The organism is Pseudomonas sp. 34 E 7 (genome assembly GCF_900005715.1).
Lineage (GTDB): Bacteria > Pseudomonadota > Gammaproteobacteria > Pseudomonadales > Pseudomonadaceae > Aquipseudomonas > Aquipseudomonas orientalis_A.
The window spans coordinates 69,058-87,548 of record NZ_CVTX01000192.1; the positions used below are offsets into that span (position 1 = coordinate 69,058).

Sequence of the window (18,491 nt, forward strand, 5' to 3'; positions counted from 1 at the left end):
GGCGCCGGCCCGTCCTCCGCGGCGCGCGAGCCCCTGTCGAAGTCTTCGGTCGTAGGCGCCTTGAAACTGAACTTCGGCGAAGACGTGAGGTTGAGCCCCTTTGCCTGAGATTTGCCTGGGCTTGGTGCCGAAGTTGCCGGAGCAGGCAGGCTTGCAACAGCGTACTGGGAGTGAGACTGGCGAGGTTCAAATGATGTCGAATTCATAGGCCATTACCTGTTCCAGTAGACGAAGGCATCCAAGGGCAGGACCCATGGATGCTCTGTTCGTGGTAAATCCTTGCAAATGGTTCCCGCATCGCCGACAGGCGATAGCGCGGCCGGGCATCCACCAGCCGATGCAATGCAGTGGGGCCAGGTCTCAGCGCAGCAGCCGATACAGATCGTCTCGGGTGATCTTGCCGTCGCGCAGGAACCCGAAAACGTTGTCCATCGAGCCCTTGAGTTCCGAACGATTCATGATTTCCCTCGACAGTTGGGTGATGCTGTCGGTTGGCCCATGACCATAAAGCGGGCGCGAGGCGTACTTTGCAAACGTATTGACATCGATGGCGTTTCTGTCGGCGCTCCACCACGGCCCTTTCAACGCGTTGAAGTTATTCAAGACATTCTGGGCAAGTTGCTTGTCGTCCTGAAGCTTCAGTGGATTGGACGAAAGAATGAATTTACTGATGTCGTCCTTGGACAGGGACTGATCCAAAGCACCGGTTCCGCTATTTCGATCCAGGGCTTGCGTCAGGCCCGGGCGCTTGAGCACCTCCCTGGCCAGCCTGATATTCGAATCGCGCTCCGGGTTACCGGTCAGGGGCCGACCTGCCAGGTTATTGAGATGCTCAGGCGTAACGGTCGGTGCGTACCAGGGTTTGAAGGCGTTGTATTTATTCAACAGCCCCTGAGCCAGTACCTCGTTGCTCTGCTTGCCGTAGTAAGGGTCCGGCAGCGTAGGATTGGGCCGTGGAGGTGGGCCTGGATTGAAGGCGGATTTCGAAGACTGCGTTGCGCTATCGAAAACCGGGCCGGACTGACTCGCCGATGGCTCGAAACTCGGGCCGGCCGCGCCTGCTGCCTTGGCCGCCGGGCTGGCCTGCTCGCCTGCAGAGGGCTGCGCGAAGTTGTCCGTTGATGGGGTGTACGCTTGATTGGATGCGGATACCGACATGTGGTGCTCCAGTTCTGATTTAGGGCGGTGCCTTGCTGCTGCAGCCGTGCCAGCGATCAATAAACCGTGGCGCAGGTCTGCACCAGCAGGCATTTGCTGTGTGGCAAAGCCATGGCATTGGGTTCCTAGACGTGTTGAAAACTTCTGAATGCGGGTAGGAAGGAGGTCGTGACAGATGAAGAGCGAACCGCGAAATGTTCCCCATCTGAATGGGCGACGCATACGCGGCGCTGTGAGGGAATGCCTGGGAAATCAGGGGCGATTCAACGTTCGATCGCTTTACTCACCCAAGACAAAACGCTGTTCAATCACATTTCTGGAGTCCAGCCCTACCTGTACGATAAATTCACCAGACTCGGCAACGTGACGCAACTGAGCGTCATAGAACTTCAACGCTTCTTCGTTCAGCCAAAAATCAACGACTTTTCGCTCATCCGCCTTGAGCATGACTTTTTCAAACCCCTTCAGCTCTTTGACCGGTCGACTGACCGAAGCCACCACATCGCGCACGTATAACTGCACCACCGTTTCACCCGATCGTGTACCGGTATTGGTCAGCGCAACGCTGACTTTCAGTGGCTGACCGCGCGGCAATACGGTGCGCGACACCTGCAGATTCGACAGGTTGAAATCGGTGTAGCTCAAACCGTAACCAAAGGGAAAGAGCGGCCCCGCCTCTTCGTCGATATATTGCGTGGTGTACTTGTAGGGCGCAGCAGGGTTGTAGGGCCGCCCGGTGCTCAAGTGGTTGTAATACACCGGGACCTGGCCGACGGAGCGAGGAAAGCTCATCGGCAGCTTGCCCGCAGGGTTGTAGTCACCGAATAACACATCAGCCACGGCATTGCCGCCCTCGGTGCCGCTGTACCAGGTTTCCAGCAGCGCATCGGCTTGCTGGTGTTCGGTTGTGAGGTCCAACGGGCGACCATTCACCAGGACAATCACCAGGGGCTTGCCCAAGGCTTTCAGCTCCAGGAGCAGTTGTTTCTGGCTGTCGGGCAAGTCGATTCGCGCGCGACTGCTTCCCTCGTCATTGAAGCTCCAGGGCTCGCCCACCACCGCCACCGTGACGTCAGCCCGACGGGCAATCGCCACGGCTTCCTCCAGCAGCGCATCCGGTGCCCGCGCATCCCTGTTCAACGGCGTATGGTAGCGCTGCATGCGGGCGATCAACCCGCTATCGTCGCTGACATTGGCGCCCCTGGCATAGAGCAGGGTTGCCTTGCCTGCCACGGCGCGGGCTATGCCGTCATGGATACTGACCACTCGTTGCGCGCCGCAATCACCGCAATAGCTGCCCAACAGGTCCCGCTGGCTTTTCGCCAGGGGCCCCACCACGGCGAGGGTGCCGTGCTTGCTCAGCGGCAGGGTGTGTCGAGCGTTTTTCAATAGCACGAAGGTTTTGCGCGCAATGTCGCGGGCGGCCTCACGTTGCAGTCGCGATTCGATCGGTGCCGGCGGCGCGCGCCGCAACTTGCGATACGGATCGTCGAATAAGCCCAGTGCATATTTCATCTCCAGGACTCGGCGTACCGAAGCGTCCAGGTCCTCCACCTTCACGGCACCCGACCTGACGGCTGCCGGCAGTTCGTCGACGTAGGCACTGTCGCATAACGCCATGTCAACACCGGAGCGCAAAGCCAGCCCTGCAGCCTCCGCCGGCCGGGCCGCCACTCCGTGGTCGACCAATTGGCCAATCGCGGCGCAGTCGCCCAGCGTCACGCCTTCAAACCCCCACTCTTGACGCAGTACCTGCTTGATCAGCCAGGGGTTGGCCATCGCCGGGACGCCCCCTACGGCATTGAAAGCAATCATCACCCCGCCCGCGCCCGCTTCCACGGCGGCGCGATAGGGCGCGAAATAATACTGGTACATGCTGGCCGTGCTCATCTCGACACTGTTGTAATCCCGACCGCCCTCCACCGCACCATAGAGGGCGAAATGCTTGACGACCGACATCACGCTGTCGGCGCCGCGAAGGTCCGGGCCCTGATAGGTTTTCACCAGGGTTTCGGCGATGCGCGAGGCCAGGAAAGGGTCTTCGCCATAGCCCTCTGAAACCCTGCCCCACCGAGGGTCACGGGCGATGTCCACCGCAGGGCTGAACGTCAGATTGATGCCTGCTGCGCTGGCCTCCCGGGCACTGACTTTCCCCACGGTAGCGATCGCCGACATATCCCAACTCGCGGCAAGCGCCAGGCTTACCGGAAAGATCGTGTGCAGGCCATGCACGACGTCCTGCACGACGAACAACGGTATCTTCAGGCGGCTGCGCTCCACCGCCTGGCGCTGCAACGCCACGCCCACCTGCCAGGATGGCATGCCACCCAGCCCGCTGGCCGAGCCATTGGCGATCAGTTCAAGTGTCTCGGGCGCCGCTTTATCCGCATCGACACCGACGATATTCAGTTGGCCAGCTTTCTCTTCCAGCGTCATTTGCGCCAGCAGTTGATCGATGAAAACCTCTTTTCCAGCGCTGGCCTGCGCGGTCGCCAGCAGGCAACAAGAGCCTGCCAGCACCCCTACCCACCACCTTGTGTCCATGGTATCCGTCCCAGGGCAATCCAACACTCGTAGTGTTCAGCTGAGGATGGAGAGGCGTCTACTGTCAGAAATCACAGTTCCATTGGTTGTTCCCCGTCGTCCCGCGCAGTGGCATGCTGAACTTCCATTGCCCCGCATCAGTCAGCACAAAGGACTCTCATTAAACAGCGGGTGGGTGATGCAGATTTCCTTGCAGCAACAAGTGGCGCTGGTCACCGGCGCCAGTTCCGGTATCGGTGAAGGCGCCGCCAAGGCGCTGGCCGAAGCCGGAGCAGCCGTGGTGCTTAACTACAATTCCCAGGCGGCACCGGCCGAGGCGCTGGCGGCGCAGATCAATGCCAACGGCGGCCGAGCCATTGCTCTTGCTGGCGATGTGTCGAAAGAAGCCGACGTCGAACGCCTGTTCGCCCAGACCCTCGACGCCTTCGGCCATCTGGATATTCTCGTCGCCAACTCAGGCCTGCAAAAAGACGCCAACCTGGTCGACATGAGCCTTGAGGACTGGAACACCGTGATCGGCGTCAACCTCACCGGCCAATTTCTCTGCGCGCGCGCCGCCGTGCGGATTTTCAACCGCCAGGGCGTGCGTGAGGGCGTGTCCCGCGCCGCCGGCAAGATCATCCACATGAGCTCGGTGCACCAGGTGATTCCCTGGGCCGGGCACGTGAATTACGCAGCGTCCAAGGGCGGTGTGGAGATGCTGATGCGCACCCTCGCCCAGGAAGTCAGCGAGCAGCGCATTCGCATCAACGGGATTGCGCCGGGGGCGATTCGCACGGCGATCAACCGTGCAGCCACTGAAGGCGCTGCCGAACAGGAGCTGCTCAAGTTGATTCCCTATGGCCGCGTCGGCGATGTGCAAGATGTGGCGAATGCGGTGGTGTGGCTGGCCAGCGACGCGTCCGATTACGTGGTCGGCAGCACGCTGTTCATCGATGGCGGCATGAGCCTTTATCCGGAGTTTCGTGGCAATGGTTGATTTGAAGAACGAACCACAAAGTGCCATCGATGCCCACGGCATCATCGGCGACATGCGCAGCGCAGCCTTGGTGAATGACCGGGGCAGTATCGATTTTTTCTGCTGGCCGGAATTCGACAGCCCGTCGATCTTCTGCGCGTTGCTCGACAGCCCTGAAGCCGGCACCTTCCAGCTCACCCCTGACCTGCCCAATGCACGCCGCGAGCAGATCTACCTGCCCGACACCAATGTGCTGCAAACTCGTTGGCTGAGCGATGCGGCGGTGGTGGAAATCACCGATTTGCTGGCGGTCACCGAAGAGGTCGATGATCTGCCATTATTGATCCGCCGCGTGCGGGTGGTCAGCGGCACGGCGAACTTCCATCTGCGCTGCGCCGTGCGCCATGACTATGCCCGCGCCAAGACCCACGCCAAGGCGGTCGATCAAGGCGTGTTGTTCAACGCAGACGGTCAGCCCGGACTGCGGCTGGCGGGCAGTCACCCATTGACCCTCGACGAACATGTGGCCACGGCCAGCTTCACCCTGGCCCAGGACGAGAGCGCTGAATTCGTCCTCGGCGGCCAGGACGATCCCCGCGTGACGAACGCCTGCACCGACCTCTACCTGGAACGCACTTTGAAGTTCTGGCGCAGTTGGATCAGTCAATCGAACTACCGCGGACGCTGGCGGGAAATGGTCAACCGCTCGGCCCTCGCGCTGAAGTTGCTGACCTCGCGCAAACACGGCGCAATCATCGCCGCCGCGACCTTCGGCCTGCCCGAGACGCCCGGCGGCGAGCGCAATTGGGACTACCGCTATACCTGGATCCGCGACGCTTCGTTTACCGTCTACGCGTTCATGCGCCTGGGTTTTGTCGAGGAAGCCAACGCCTACATGCGTTGGCTCAAGGGGCGGGTCAGCGACTGCTGCGGCCAGCCGACCAAGATCAACATCCTGTACGGCATCGATGGCCGCCAGGAGTTGCCGGAAACCACCCTGGATCACCTCAGCGGCCATGGTGGCGCGCAGCCGGTGCGCGTGGGCAATGAAGCGTTCGACCAGGTGCAGCTGGATATCTACGGCGAACTGATGGACGCGGTGTACCTGGTCAATAAATACGGCGAGGCCATCTCCCACGAAGGCTGGAAGCACACCGTTGAAGTGGTCGATCAAGTCTGCGAAATCTGGAATCAGCAAGACGTCGGCATCTGGGAAATGCGTGGCGAGCAGCATCACTTCCTGCACTCGCGCCTGATGTGCTGGGTGGCCGTGGACCGCGCGATCCGCCTGGCCTCCAAGCGCTCGTTACCGGCACCCTTCGCGCGTTGGGACCAGACCCGCCAGGCGATCTATGCCGATATCTGGAGCAACTTCTGGAACGAAGAACGTGGGCATTTCGTGCAACACATCGGCGGTACCGCCCTCGACGGCTCGATGCTGTTGATGCCGCTGGTGCGCTTTGTTGCCGCCACCGATCCACGCTGGCTGTCGACCCTGGAGGCGATCCAGAAAAGCCTGGTGCGCGATGGCATGGTCTATCGTTACCGCAACGACGACAGCCAGATCGATGGGTTGCAAGGCACAGAAGGCGCGTTTGCCGCGTGTTCGTTCTGGTACGTCGAATGCCTGGCCCGCGCCGGCCAGGTGGAAAAGGCCCATCTGGAGTTCGAGCAACTGCTGCGCTACGCCAACCCGCTCGGGCTTTACGCTGAAGAGTTCGACAGCCAGGCCCGGCACCTGGGGAACACGCCCCAGGCATTGAGCCATTTGGCGCTGATCAGTGCGGCGACGTTTCTGGACCGTAAACTCAGTGGTGCGAAAACGGTATGGCAACCCTGATTCTCCCCCTGCTTAGGAGCCGATCATGACCACCCTCGCCCCGTTGCTCTACGTGCGCACGTCCATGCTCGATGTTGCCTATGAAACCCACGGCCCGCTCGACGGTGAGCCGGTGATCCTGCTGCACGGTTTCCCCTACGACCCTCGCGGCTACGACGAGATCGCGCCGGGCCTGGCCGAACAGGGTTACCGCGTGTTGGTGCCCTACCTGCGCGGTTATGGCCCGACGCGGTTTATCAACGAACAGGTCATGCGTTCCGGTCAGCAGGCGGCGCTGGGCAAGGACTTGCTGGACTTCATGGATGCGCTGTCCATCCCCTGCGCCACCCTGGCCGGTTATGACTGGGGCGGGCGTGCCGCGTGTATCGTCGCGGCGCTGTGGCCGATTCGGGTTCGCGGGTTGGTGACCGGCGATGGCTACAACATCCAGGACATCGCCCAGTCACTCAAGCCGCGAGCACCAGAGACAGAACATCGCTTGTGGTACCAGTATTACTTTCACACCCAGCGCGGCGTGGATGGCCTGACCGCCAACCGGCGGGAACTGTGCGAGCTGTTGTGGTCGTTGTGGTCGCCGTCCTGGACACGCGGGCCGAGCCTGTACGGGCAGACCGCGCCATCGTTCGACAACCCGGACTTTGTCGAGGTGGTGATCCATTCCTACCGCCATCGCTTCCAGTACGCGCCGGGCGACCCGGCGCTGGCGTTCATCGAGCAGGCGTTGGCGCAACAACCGCCGATTTCGGTGCCGAGCATTTCCCTGTGCGGTGCCGATGACGGCGTGGGGCCGCCACCTGCGGAAGACGACGATATCGAGCATTTCAGCGGTTTTTATCGACGGCACGTGTTGCCCGGCGTGGGCCACAATATTCCCCAGGAAGCGCCACAGGCCACCCTGGCAGCGCTGCTGGAATTGCTACAGCGGTGAAAATCGCTCGCGGTAGGCCTGGGGCGTCACCGACAGGGCCCGCAGGAAACTGCGCCGCAGGGTCTCCTCACAGCCGAACCCGCACTGCACGGCGATGCGCTTGATCGAGGTGCTGCTGTCGGCCAATTGCCGACGCGCACTTTCAACACGCAGCAGCTCCACCGCCCGCGCCGGGGTCTGGCCGGTTTCGGCGCGGTAGTGGCGCACAAAGCTGCGCTCGCTCATGCCGGCCTGGGCGGCCAGTGTGGAAATACTCAAATCCAGCGTGAGATTTTCGCCGATCCAGGCGTGCAACTCGGCAAAGCGGCTGTCGCGCTGTTGCAGGGATAACGTCACGCTGAATTGCGACTGCCCGCCGGGACGTTTGAGAAACACCACCAGGTGCCGCGCCACTTCCAGGGCGACCGCGCGCCCCAGGTCCTCCTCCACCAGGGCCAGGCACAGATCGATACCGGCGGTCACGCCGGCCGAGGTCCACAGCGCGCCTTGCCGGATAAAAATCGGATTGGACTCCACCGTCAGCGCGGGAAACTTGCGCGCCAGTTCTTCACAGCGCGTCCAGTGAGTGGCCACGCGGCAACCGTCGAGCAAGCCACTGGCGGCCAGCAGAAAAGCGCCGGTGCAGACCGAGGCCATGCGCCGGGTGTGCCGCGACTTTTCCCGCACCCAGTGCACCAGTGCCGGGTCTTCGGCGGCGCCGTACACGCCCCAGCCGCCGGCGATCACCAGCGTGTCGCACGCCTGATCGACGGCGGGCAGGGGATCGGCCAACAGCGCCAGGCCCGCAGACGTCACCACCGGTTTCGCCTGGTCAGCGATCACATTCACCGCATAGGGCAACGGCAAACCACGCTGGCGGGCCAGGTCATTGGCCGACGCAAACACCTGCAAAGGCCCGGTGACGTCGAGTACCTGGGCATTATCGAAAGCGAGGACATGAATGAGTCTGGGCATAGTTTGGCGAGATCTGTGGGCTTAATGGCGTATGCGCCAAAGCCTAGGCCTCTACAGTGAAGTCGTCCACCCTCTTTATCGGAGCCTCATCCATGACCTTGCACATCGGCTTTCTGCTATTTCCCGGCATCCAGCAACTGGACCTGACCGGCCCCTACGACGTGCTCGGCTCACTGCCGGACGTGAAGCTGCATTTGGTGTGGCAGGACCTGGCACCGGTCACCTCCAGCACCGGCCTGGTGTTTACGCCGACCATGACCTACGCCGACTGCCCGAAACTCGACGTACTGTGCGTGCCCGGCGGCTCGGGTGTGGGCGCACTGATGGAAGACCCCGGCACCCTGGACTTCCTCAAGGCCCAGGCACAAACCGTGCGCTACATAACCTCGGTGTGCACCGGCTCGCTGGTACTGGGCGCGGCGGGTTTGCTGCGCGGCCGCAAGGCCACCACCCACTGGGCCTACCACGACCTGCTTGCGCCACTGGGCGCCATCCCCGTGCAAGCGCGCGTGGTGCGTGACGGCAACCTGTTTACCGGGGGCGGAATCACCGCCGGCATCGACTTTGCGCTGACCCTGGCGGCGGAGTTGTACAGCGAAGCGGCGGCGCAACTGGTGCAATTGCAAATCGAGTATGCACCGGCCCCACCGTTCGACTCGGGCCGCTCGGATACAGCGCCCACGCACGTACTCGAAGAAGCCAACAAGCGCACGGCAGAATCGCGCAGAGTGCGTGCAGAGATTGTCGCGCGGGCGGCCGCGCGCCTGGGTTGAGCTGGCAGCTGAGTTCCCACTGGCCCATGAAGGACCCAATGTGAGAGAGGGCTTGCCCCCGGGCGGTGGGTCAGCTGAGACATCCGCTGCTGACACCCCGTCATCGGGGGCAAGCCCCCTCCCACAGTGTCCGCGTTTCAGTGCCTGGATTCGGCGGCGGTGGTTGAGATGCATGGCTGACGGCGCTCAATGGTGGTGACGGCAGCGCCGTTAAATGTGGGAGGGGGCTTGCCCCCGATGGCGGTGGGTCAGTTGATACATCCGGTGCTGACACTCAGTCATCGGGGGCAAGCCCCCTCCCACAGTGTCCGCATTCCAATGCCTGGATTCGGCGGCGGTGGTTGAGATGCATGGCTGACGGCGCTCAATGGTGGCGACGGCAGCGCCGTGAAATGTGGGAGGGGGCTTGCCCCCAATGGCGGTGGGTCAGCTGAGACATCCGGTGCTGACACTCCGTCATCGGGGGCAAGCCCCCTCCCACAGTGTCCGCGTTCCAATGCCTGGATTCGGCGGCGGTGGCTGAGATGCATGGCTGACGGCGTTCGATAGTGGGGCAGGCAACACCGTTAAATGTGGGAGGGGGCTTGCCCCCGATGGCGGTGGGTCAGTTGATACATCCGGTGCTGACACTCCGTCATCGGGGGCAAGCCCCCTCCCACAGTGTCCGCGTTTCAGTGCCTGGATTCGGCGACGGGTGAGACGCTCACTGCATTCAAGGCACCTTCTGACTCCTCCCCTTCTCCGAGGGTGACTGCCTGATGCAGCCGCCCCTCGGCGTCCCCATTTCCCCCTCCCGTCAAAAAAAAGCTTTCCTGACGGACAGGAAAATTCTGACATTTGTTCCTACACTCAAAATCACAGTGCTATCCCGAGTACTAAGCACAAGGAACGTCAAAGTAATGTCATACAAAGGACCAATCAGGATGCATAAAATACCATCCTCGCCTTATGGTCAATTTATTGACTGCGCCAGAATAGAAACTCTTTCAGCCACTTCCTCCGCCAAATTACATTCATTTGGATGCCTCCACGTGAATGAACGGTTGTGTTTTAACCAGATGTAGCTCGCGGGCGACTGGGTCCATCAGTCGCGCAAAGAACCTGGTATGCAATGAGGGATGTTGGTATGCGCGAGAAGTCATCTGTCGTCAGCTTGTTCCTGACCCGGGCCGGGTTCGTTGAGTTTTTTATTGTTTTTGTCAAGTTGGGCCACGGACTGAGCGCCATTTTTCCACCGTTGTTCCTGGCGTTTGTCCTCGACCCGATGGACCCCGAGATGCGCTCGCACTTCCTCGGGCTGTTGCTGTTTTTCGCGGTGTTGACGATCATTCTGTTCCAGGCCTTGGGGATCTATTCCGAAGAGCTGTTCAGCAACCGCTTGCGCCTGCGCGCGAAAATCGTGGCATGGTCGGCGGCGTTCTGCATCCTGCTGTTCATGTACCAGATCCTGCAATTCTTCCCACAGTTGACCCCACGCAACCTGGTGGCCTGGTATTTCGCCAGCCTCGCGCTGTTCTGCCTGGAGCGTCTGCTGATGCTGCGCCTGTACCGCAGCCTGATGCGCAAGGGCAAATTCCTGCAGCGCACGGTGATTCTGGGCTTCACCGATACCGCCATACATGTCGCCGACCACCTGCAACGCAATGGCGATATCCGCTCCGGCCTGATCGGCTTTATCGACGACCGCACCGAACGCATTCCCAAGGAACTCAGCAGTCTGCCTTTGCTGGGCAATACCCGCGATCTGGAAAAGCTGATCCGCGCCGAGCAAGTCAACCAAGTGATGATCTGCCTGCCGTGGGCCGCCGAGCAGCGTATTCACGGGTTGGTCAACCGCCTGCGGCAGATGTCGGTGAACGTCATGCTGGTGCCGGACATGGCCGCCCTGCGCTACGGCCACAGCCGCATTACCGATGTGGGCGGCATCCTGATGTTCAATACTTCGCAGTTACCGCTGCGCGGCTGGTCGCCCGTTATCAAGCGCTGCGAAGACTTGCTGCTGGCCAGCGTCGCCCTGGTGGTGCTGTCGCCGGTGATGCTGCTGACGGCGATCGCCATCAAGCTCGATTCCAAGGGTCCGATTCTTTTTCGCCAGAACCGCTACGGCTACAACGATAATGAAATCCGTGTGTTCAAGTTCCGCTCGATGTTCACCGACCAAAGCGACTTTACCGCCGAACGCCAGACCACCCGCCAGGACCCGCGCATCACCCGGGTCGGGCGCATCATCCGCAAAACCAGCATCGACGAGCTGCCGCAATTGTTCAACGTACTGCTGGGCAACATGTCCATGGTCGGCCCGCGCCCCCACGCCGCCGCAACCAAGGCGGCAGGCGTTGCCTTTGAGGTGGCGGTCAGCGAATACAGCTCGCGGCACCGGGTCAAGCCGGGCATTACCGGCTGGGCGCAGATCAACGGCTACCGGGGCGAAACCGATACCCTGTTCAAAATCCAGAAACGCGTCGAGTACGACCTGGAGTACATCTCCAAATGGTCGGTGTGGTTTGACTTGTACATCGTTTTCATGACGGTCCCGGCCGTCCTTTCCACCAAGGAAGTCTATTGATGAATACACTCAACGGATTGATTCCCTGCATCATTTCCGGTGGTTCGGGCACCCGCTTGTGGCCGGTGTCCCGGCAGAACATGCCCAAGCCGTTCATGCGCATGCGCGACGGCCAGAGCCTGCTGCAGAAAACCTTCCAGCGCGCCGCCCGCCTGCCCGGTGTGGAAAGCGTGCTCACGGTGACCAACCGCGACCTGCTGTTTCGCACCCTGGACGACTACCGCAGCGTCAACAAGGCCCACCTGCCCCTGGACCTGCTGCTCGAACCGTTCGGGCGCAATACCGCTGCGGCCATCGCCGTGGCGGCGTTGCATGTGCAGGAACATTTCGGTGGCGAGGCGCAACTGCTGGTGATGCCCGCCGACCACCTGGTGCTGGATGAAAGCGCGTTCGCCGAGGCGGTGACCCAGGCCCGCGAACTGGCCGAAGCCGGCTATCTGGTGACCTTCGGCATCCAGCCCGACCACCCGGAAACCGGCTTCGGCTATATCGAACAAGGCGAAGCGCTGAGCCTGGGCAACCGGGTCAAGCGCTTTGTCGAAAAACCCGACCTGGCCACCGCCCAAGCCTACCTCGACGGCGGCAAGCACCTGTGGAATGCAGGCATGTTCTGCTTCAAGGCCAGCACCCTGGTGGATGAACTGAACACCCACGCGCCCGACGTGCTGAGCGCCGCACGTGCCGCCCTCGAGCACAGTCAGCACCTGCAAAACAAAACCTCGCGCCAGCGCGAACTGGACAGCGACGCCTTCGCCAGTGCACCGGACATCTCCATCGATGTGGCGCTGATGGAGAAGTCACAGCAAGTGGCCGTGGTGCCGTGCGACATCGGCTGGAGCGATATCGGTTCCTGGGAAGCCCTGCGCCAGCTCACCCCCAGCGATGCCCAGGGCAACCAGGTCAATGGCGAAGCGATCCTGCATGACGTGCACAACTGCTACATCGACTCGCCCAAGCGCGTACTCGGTGCGGTTGGCGTGCGTGACCTGATCATCGTCGACACCCCCGACGCCCTGCTGATCGCCGACGCCAACCGCAGCCAGGACGTGCGCTACATCGTGGCCGAGCTCAAGCGCCAGAATCATCCGGCCTTCAGCCTGCACCGCACCGTCACCCGGCCGTGGGGCACCTACACGGTGCTGGAGGAAAGCAGCCGCTTCAAGATCAAGCGCATCGTAGTCAAGCCCCAGGCGTCGTTGTCGCTGCAAATGCACCACCACCGCAGCGAGCACTGGGTGGTGGTCAGCGGCGCGGCGCAGATCACCAATGGCGAGCGCGAGTTCCTGATCAACGCCAACGAATCCACCTACATACCGGCCGGGCACAAACACCGCCTGACCAACCCCGGCATCATCGACCTGGTGATGATCGAGGTGCAGAGCGGCGAGTACCTGGGCGAAGACGACATCGTGCGGTTCGATGACATCTACGGGCGTGCGCCTGCCGACGTGAAGAAATGACATGCGCACTTCGTTGATCATCCCGACCCGTAACGCCTCCAGCCACCTGGCGCGGCTGCTGCCTGCACTGAAGATGCAAACCCTGCAGCCGGACGACATGCTGGTGGTCGACAGCGCCTCCAGCGATGACACCGTGGCGCGCTTTCGCGACTATGGTGCGCGGGTCGAGGTGATCGACGCGCGCACCTTCAATCACGGCGGCACGCGGCGCTGGGCCAGCGAGCAAGTCAGCGGTGACGCCCTGATCGTGATGACCCAGGACGCCATCCCCGCCACCCCGGAAACCTTCGCCAACCTGCTCGCGGAATTGCAGCAGGACCCGCTCAACGGCGTGGCCTACGGGCGCCAGTTGCCGCATCCGGATGCCGGAGTGCTGGGCGCGCAGTCGCGTCACTTCAATTACCCGGCCCAAAGCCGCAGCAAGCGCCTGGCCGATGCGCCGGAACTGGGAATCAAGACCTGTTTCAGCTCCGATTCGTTTTCCGTCTACCGGCGCAGCGCCCTGCAGGCCGTGGGCGGCTTCCCCGCCGATGTGATCGGCAGCGAAGACGCCTACGTCGCGGCACGCCTGCTGATCGAAGGTTACACCGTGCGCTACGCGGCCTCCGCGCAGGTGTACCACTCCCACGATTACCGACTCATGGACGAGTTTCACCGCTACTTCGACATTGGCGTGTTCTACGGTCGCGAACCGTGGATACGCCAGGCCTTTGGCGATGCCGGCGGTGAAGGTAAACGCTATGTACTGGCTGAACTCGCGGCATTGCGCGCAGCCGGTGCCTGGCACCGCGTACCCGAAGTGCTGGTGCGCAGCGCGTTCAAGTTGCTCGGCTATCGGCTGGGCCAGCAGGAGCGCCGGCTACCCCTCGCCCTCAAGCGGCGCATCAGCATGTTCCCCGGTTATTGGAGGTGAGCATCATGACCTACAGGAAGTCCTATTTGATGAAACGAACCCTGCTCGTCCTGGCCATGATGGCCCTGGCCGCCTGCAATACGCCCGCGCGCATCGTTGCGCCCGACGACAAGACGGTCGAGGACGGCAAGCGCGCGCTCGACCAGCTTGCCCAACTGCCGCCGGCGGTGGAACGCATCCGCATCGGCGATCAGTTGCGTATCGTGCGCGATGCCGGGGAAATGCCGACGCTGTCGGCGTTCAACGTCAGTACGATCTACGAGCTGACGCTGTACACGGTGCAAAGCGACGGCAAGATCAACTACCCGTTCCTGGGCCCGATCCAGGTAGCCCGACGCACGCCGACGGAAGTAGCGAACGAGCTGACCAACAAGCTAACGCCGGTGTATCGCGAGCCGCGGGTGACGGTGAACATCAACCAGGCGCCGGCCAATTCGATCATTGTCGGCGGCGCGGTGAACAACCCGACCTCAGTGTCGATCGCAGTGGCCAACACCCTGGAGCAAGCCATTATCGGCGCGGGCGGGGTGAACCCGGCGGGCAATGCGAGCATGGTCGCGCTGCTGCGCGAAGATACCCAGGGCGTCTATCGCGCCTACTTCCTGGACTTCAGCCAATACCTCAAGACCGGCCCCAACGGACGCAAACAAGTGCCCCTGCAACGCGGTGACGTGGTGTTCGTGCCCAAATCCAATGTGGGCGAGCGCATCCAGGGCGTGGATACCTACCTGAACCAACTGATCCCATTCACCAAGTCGATCGGGGTTGGCTACAACTACACCCGAACCAGCGGCGGCAGCAACTAAAGGAGCGACATCCCATGATCGAGATCCGTTCTTTTCGCGATCTTCTGCGCCTGTTCTTCATCTTCCGGCATGAGTTCAAGCTGGCGGCCATCGCGGCGCTGGTGATCATCCTGCTGGGGGCGTTCCTGCTGCCGGCCAAGTTCGAATCCACCGCGCGCCTGCTGGTCAAGCCGGGGCGTGATTCGACGCTGCCGATCGAGATCAGCAATCGCCAGGCGCTGGTGATGCCCAGCACCCAGCGCGACCCGATCGTCGATGAGGAACGCCTGCTCACCGGGCGCCCGATCGTACGCGCGGTGGCCGAGCATTACCTGGAAGTCATCGACAAAATGCCGCCGCCCGAAGGCGTCTGGCAACGCACCAAGTACTACGTCAAAAACGGCATCGGCGCAGTGTTCGATGGGGTGCGCGTGGTGTTGGAAACCGTGGGCGTGATTGAACGGACCACGCCGGTGGAGCGCCTCGCCGCGGGCCTGGAGAAGAACTTCGAAGTCAGCCACGCGGCCGGCTCCACGGTGATGGACATCAGCTTCAAGTGGAGCGACCCGCAAATCGCCCAGGCGGTGGTCAAGAGTTGGGTCGAGATCTACATCAACGAACGCACCCAGGCCCTGGGGCGCAAGAGCCTGTACGTCTTCTATGAGGGCCAGGTATCCAACAGCGCCACCGAGATCAAGAGCTACAAGGAGCAGATCCTTGCCCAATTGAACCGCATCGGCGCGGCGAGCATCACCGATCGCCTGGAGGATTTGTCCGAGCGCATCAACGTGTTGCGCGGTGAAACCTTCAACACCACGCGCTTGATCGCTTCGTCCGACAGCGCCATTGCGAGCACGCGCACCCAGCTCAAGACCCAACCCAAGGAAGTGACCACGGTTCGCCAGATTGCGCTGAACCCGCAGCAACAGGATTTGCGTCGTCTGCTCAACCAGAAGCTGCTGGAAAAAGCCGACATGATGCGCACCTACACCGATAACGCGCCGCCGGTCAAAGCCCTGGATGCGTCGATTCAGGCGATGCGGGTCCAGGTCGCAAGTGAAAGCAACACCGTGCAAAGCTCGGAAAACCGCGCACCGAACACCCTGGAAATCCACTTGCAGCGTGTGCTGCTCGACGAGTCCAGCAACAACCTGGCGCTGCGTACCCAGCTGGTGCAACAGCAGAAGCAACTGGTCAACCTCGAAGCGCAACGCAAGGAAGCGCTGGAGATTGAACCGGAACTGGCGCGCCTGTCCCGTGAGCTGGGCGCCACCGAGCGCAACTACGCGCTGTACGTGGACAACCTGGAGAAGTCGCGCATCGACCGTGAGCTGGATAACAGCCAGATCAGCAACATCGCGGTGATCGAGGAAGCCACCCTGAACCCGGGCCGCATCTTCCCCAAAACCCTGCTGATGCTGTTGCTGGCGATCCCGTTCGCCATCGTCGTCGGCCTGCTGGTGATCTACCTGTGCTACCTGCTCGACCAGCGCATTCACGATGGCGGCCTGGTGGAACGCAAGTTCGGCCTGCCGCTGTGGACCACGTTGCCGGAGCTGGACACCAGCACCGCGCAAGGCACCAATGCGTTCAATGCGAGCATTTACCGGTTGTACGGCCTGCTGCAGCTGGACCGCGTGGCCGAACGCGGCCTGACCCTCGGGCTGACCTCGGCGCGCCACGGTGAAGGGGTGACCTTCGTAGTGGAGCAACTGCGTCAACTGCTCCTGGAAAACGGCATCACCGTGCGCATCGGCGGCGCTGATCCTGCGGCGCCAGGCGAAGTGGTGCTGCTGGACGCCTCGGCGCTGCTGGACAACCGCGATGCCTTCGTCAACCTGCTGCGCGCCGACCTGATCGCGCTGGTGGTCGAAGCCCGCAAGAGCACGGTACCGGTGGTGGAGCACGCGCTGTCGATCCTCAACACGGCGTTCGGCAAAGTCGATGGCATCATCATCAACCGCCGCAAGTTCGAAGTGCCAGCCAAGGTGCTGCGCACCATCGGCAAATACCGGGGGGCGTTCTGATGCGCATCGCCCTGCTTGCCCCCTTGCCGCCGGAAAAAAACGGGATCGCCGACTATGCGAACCATTTCAAGACGGCATTGGAGCAACTGGGCGTGACGGTGCTGACACCGTTGAGCGGCGTGGAAGGCTCGAGCGCGGCAATCAGGCAGGCGGTTGCCGCGTTCGACTGGCGCAGCGTGGACCTGGTCCACGCCGAGCTGGGCGGCGGGCGCCTGGGAGAGTTCCTGGCCTTGCGCGAGTTGCGCAAGGCCTACCCGGACCTGCCGCTGACGGCCACCGTGCATGACCCCGAGCGCATCGTGTGGCGGCGCGAGCACCTGCCCTTCCCGCTCAACCTGCTGGAGCGTCTGCCCAGCCCGTTGCCGCAGGCGGCAGTGGTGCTGGCAGACCCGCTGACCCTGCGTGAAGAACGCCGGGTCGCACAAGGCCTGACGCGGCTGATCACCCTGACGCGCCTGGGCGCCGATTGCCTCAGCCAGCGCATGCAACTGCCGGCCGGTAAGGTGGCGGTCATCCATCACGCCAACCTGTCGATTCCAGCCGTGGCCCTGCCGCCGCTGGACACGCTGCACCTGCTGTATTTCGGTTTTATCTACCGTGGCAAAGGCATTGAAGACTTGTTGCAGGCCCTGGCCGCCGTCTTCAAGCAAGCCCCACAATTGCGTGACCGTGTGCGCCTGACCCTGGCCGGTGGCACTGCCGCCGAAATGGCGTTTGGCGCGGGCGGTAATTACCTGGAGCAGTTGAACCGCCAGATCGCCGACCTCGGCCTGGCAGGCGTCATCGATTGGCGGCTGAACCTGCCGGCTGACGACATCGCCCAGACGATCCAGGCCCACCATGTGATGGTGCTGCCGTATCGCGAATCGAAAAAACTCGGCCTGCTCGGCCGCCAGCGCGGCACCAGTGGCGCGCTGTCCTGGGCCGCCGCGTGCGGGCGTGGAGCGATTACCTCCGATGCGCGGGCGTTTGCCGAGGAAGTCGCCAGCGGTAACGGCGCGATCTATCCCGAAGGCGATGTGGCCGCGCTGGGCGAGCAGTTGTTGCGCCTGGCCCGTACACCGACCCTGGCCCGGGACTGGGCCGAACGCGCCGGGGCCATTGGCCGCGAACGCTTATGGCCGCTGACGGCGCAGCACTTCAAGCAGCTTTTCGAACAGGCAATTGCGGGAGCCCCGTATGGCGCGTAAACGGACGTATTTCGCCACCCTTGCGCTGGTCGCCGTCCTGGGTCTGACCGCCTTTATCTGGGGGCGCCCGGCCGATGCCGAGAACCACGTGCTCAAAGGCAACAAGGTGGTGGTGTGGAAGGACTTCCTCGGCGTGAACGCGCAGTTCCTGTGGTTCAGCCCCGAGCGCTACCAGTTGCAGATCGACCGCCTCAAGGACCTGGGCCTGGAATGGGTGCGCCTGGACCTGCATTGGGACCAGCTGGAGCCCGTCGCCGAGCAATACCAGGTGGCGACCCTGGACCAGTTGGTGAACAAGCTTAAAGACAACCAGCTCAAGTCGGTGTTTTACCTGGTCGGCTCGGCGCCGTTTATCACCACCGCGCCGGCGGGTGCGCCGTATCAGGACCAGTACC

At 62.3% G+C, this 18,491-nt stretch carries 14 protein-coding genes; 11 read left to right on the top strand and 3 right to left on the bottom strand.

Annotation, left to right across the window (positions count from 1 at the left end):
* Positions 1 to 360: 360 nt before the first annotated feature.
* Both BFP96_RS31540 and bglX read right to left on the bottom strand, forming a co-directional pair.
* A complete protein-coding gene (locus BFP96_RS31540; protein ID WP_240998993.1) occupies positions 361 to 1,158 on the bottom strand; it encodes a hypothetical protein in 798 nt (265 codons plus the stop codon).
* Positions 1,159 to 1,437: 279 nt separating this feature from the next.
* Positions 1,438 to 3,702 carry a beta-glucosidase BglX gene (bglX, locus tag BFP96_RS27815; RefSeq protein ID WP_065937410.1) on the bottom strand — a complete coding sequence of 755 codons (2,265 nt, stop codon included), beginning with the start codon at positions 3,700 to 3,702 and terminating at the stop codon, positions 1,438 to 1,440.
* 178 nt (positions 3,703 to 3,880) lie between these two features.
* Here bglX and BFP96_RS27820 point away from each other — a divergent pair, with 178 nt between their 5' ends.
* From BFP96_RS27820 to BFP96_RS27830, 3 genes are read left to right on the top strand one after another with little or no spacing between them, the layout of a single operon-like run.
* Positions 3,881 to 4,681 carry a glucose 1-dehydrogenase gene (locus BFP96_RS27820; protein WP_065896564.1) on the top strand — a complete coding sequence of 267 codons (801 nt, stop codon included), beginning with the start codon at positions 3,881 to 3,883 and terminating at the stop codon, positions 4,679 to 4,681.
* Complete coding sequence (locus BFP96_RS27825) at positions 4,674 to 6,500, top strand: glycoside hydrolase family 15 protein (protein WP_065937411.1); 1,827 nt, start codon at positions 4,674 to 4,676, stop codon at positions 6,498 to 6,500. Before BFP96_RS27820 ends, BFP96_RS27825 begins: the two co-directional genes overlap by 8 nt.
* A gap of 25 nt (positions 6,501 to 6,525) precedes the next feature.
* Complete coding sequence (locus BFP96_RS27830) at positions 6,526 to 7,428, top strand: alpha/beta fold hydrolase (RefSeq protein ID WP_065891806.1); 903 nt, start codon at positions 6,526 to 6,528, stop codon at positions 7,426 to 7,428.
* On the opposite strand, the gene BFP96_RS27835 is transcribed toward BFP96_RS27830, so the two are convergent.
* On the bottom strand, positions 7,417 to 8,382 hold the full coding sequence (locus BFP96_RS27835; RefSeq protein ID WP_065937412.1) for a GlxA family transcriptional regulator: 966 nt from the start codon (positions 8,380 to 8,382) through the stop codon (positions 7,417 to 7,419). The genes BFP96_RS27830 and BFP96_RS27835 overlap by 12 nt on opposite strands.
* Before the next feature lie 92 nt (positions 8,383 to 8,474).
* On the opposite strand from BFP96_RS27835, the gene BFP96_RS27840 reads away from it, so the two are divergent.
* The 8 genes from BFP96_RS27840 to BFP96_RS31545 form a co-directional block, all read left to right on the top strand.
* On the top strand, positions 8,475 to 9,155 hold the full coding sequence (locus tag BFP96_RS27840; RefSeq protein WP_065937413.1) for a DJ-1/PfpI family protein: 681 nt from the start codon (positions 8,475 to 8,477) through the stop codon (positions 9,153 to 9,155).
* A gap of 1,126 nt (positions 9,156 to 10,281) precedes the next feature.
* Positions 10,282 to 11,721 carry an undecaprenyl-phosphate glucose phosphotransferase gene (locus BFP96_RS27845; RefSeq protein WP_065937414.1) on the top strand — a complete coding sequence of 480 codons (1,440 nt, stop codon included), beginning with the start codon at positions 10,282 to 10,284 and terminating at the stop codon, positions 11,719 to 11,721.
* Positions 11,721 to 13,181: a mannose-1-phosphate guanylyltransferase/mannose-6-phosphate isomerase gene (locus BFP96_RS27850; protein ID WP_065896565.1), complete on the top strand. Its 1,461-nt coding sequence runs from the start codon at positions 11,721 to 11,723 to the stop codon at positions 13,179 to 13,181. The genes BFP96_RS27845 and BFP96_RS27850 overlap by 1 nt, the downstream gene beginning before the upstream one ends.
* A 1-nt stretch (position 13,182) precedes the next feature.
* Positions 13,183 to 14,094, top strand: a complete 912-nt coding sequence (locus tag BFP96_RS27855) for a glycosyltransferase family 2 protein (protein ID WP_065891800.1) — start codon at positions 13,183 to 13,185, stop codon at positions 14,092 to 14,094.
* A 29-nt stretch (positions 14,095 to 14,123) separates the two neighbouring features.
* Complete coding sequence (locus BFP96_RS27860; protein ID WP_065883162.1) at positions 14,124 to 14,900, top strand: polysaccharide biosynthesis/export family protein; 777 nt, start codon at positions 14,124 to 14,126, stop codon at positions 14,898 to 14,900.
* A gap of 14 nt (positions 14,901 to 14,914) precedes the next feature.
* Positions 14,915 to 16,906, top strand: coding sequence for a GumC family protein (locus BFP96_RS27865; RefSeq protein ID WP_065937415.1), 1,992 nt, complete (start codon positions 14,915 to 14,917; stop codon positions 16,904 to 16,906).
* Positions 16,906 to 18,096, top strand: coding sequence for a glycosyltransferase (locus BFP96_RS27870; RefSeq protein ID WP_065937416.1), 1,191 nt, complete (start codon positions 16,906 to 16,908; stop codon positions 18,094 to 18,096). Before BFP96_RS27865 ends, BFP96_RS27870 begins: the two co-directional genes overlap by 1 nt.
* A partial coding sequence (locus tag BFP96_RS31545; protein ID WP_256549203.1) for a beta-galactosidase occupies positions 18,086 to 18,491 on the top strand: 406 nt, incomplete at its 3' end. The genes BFP96_RS27870 and BFP96_RS31545, both read left to right, overlap by 11 nt.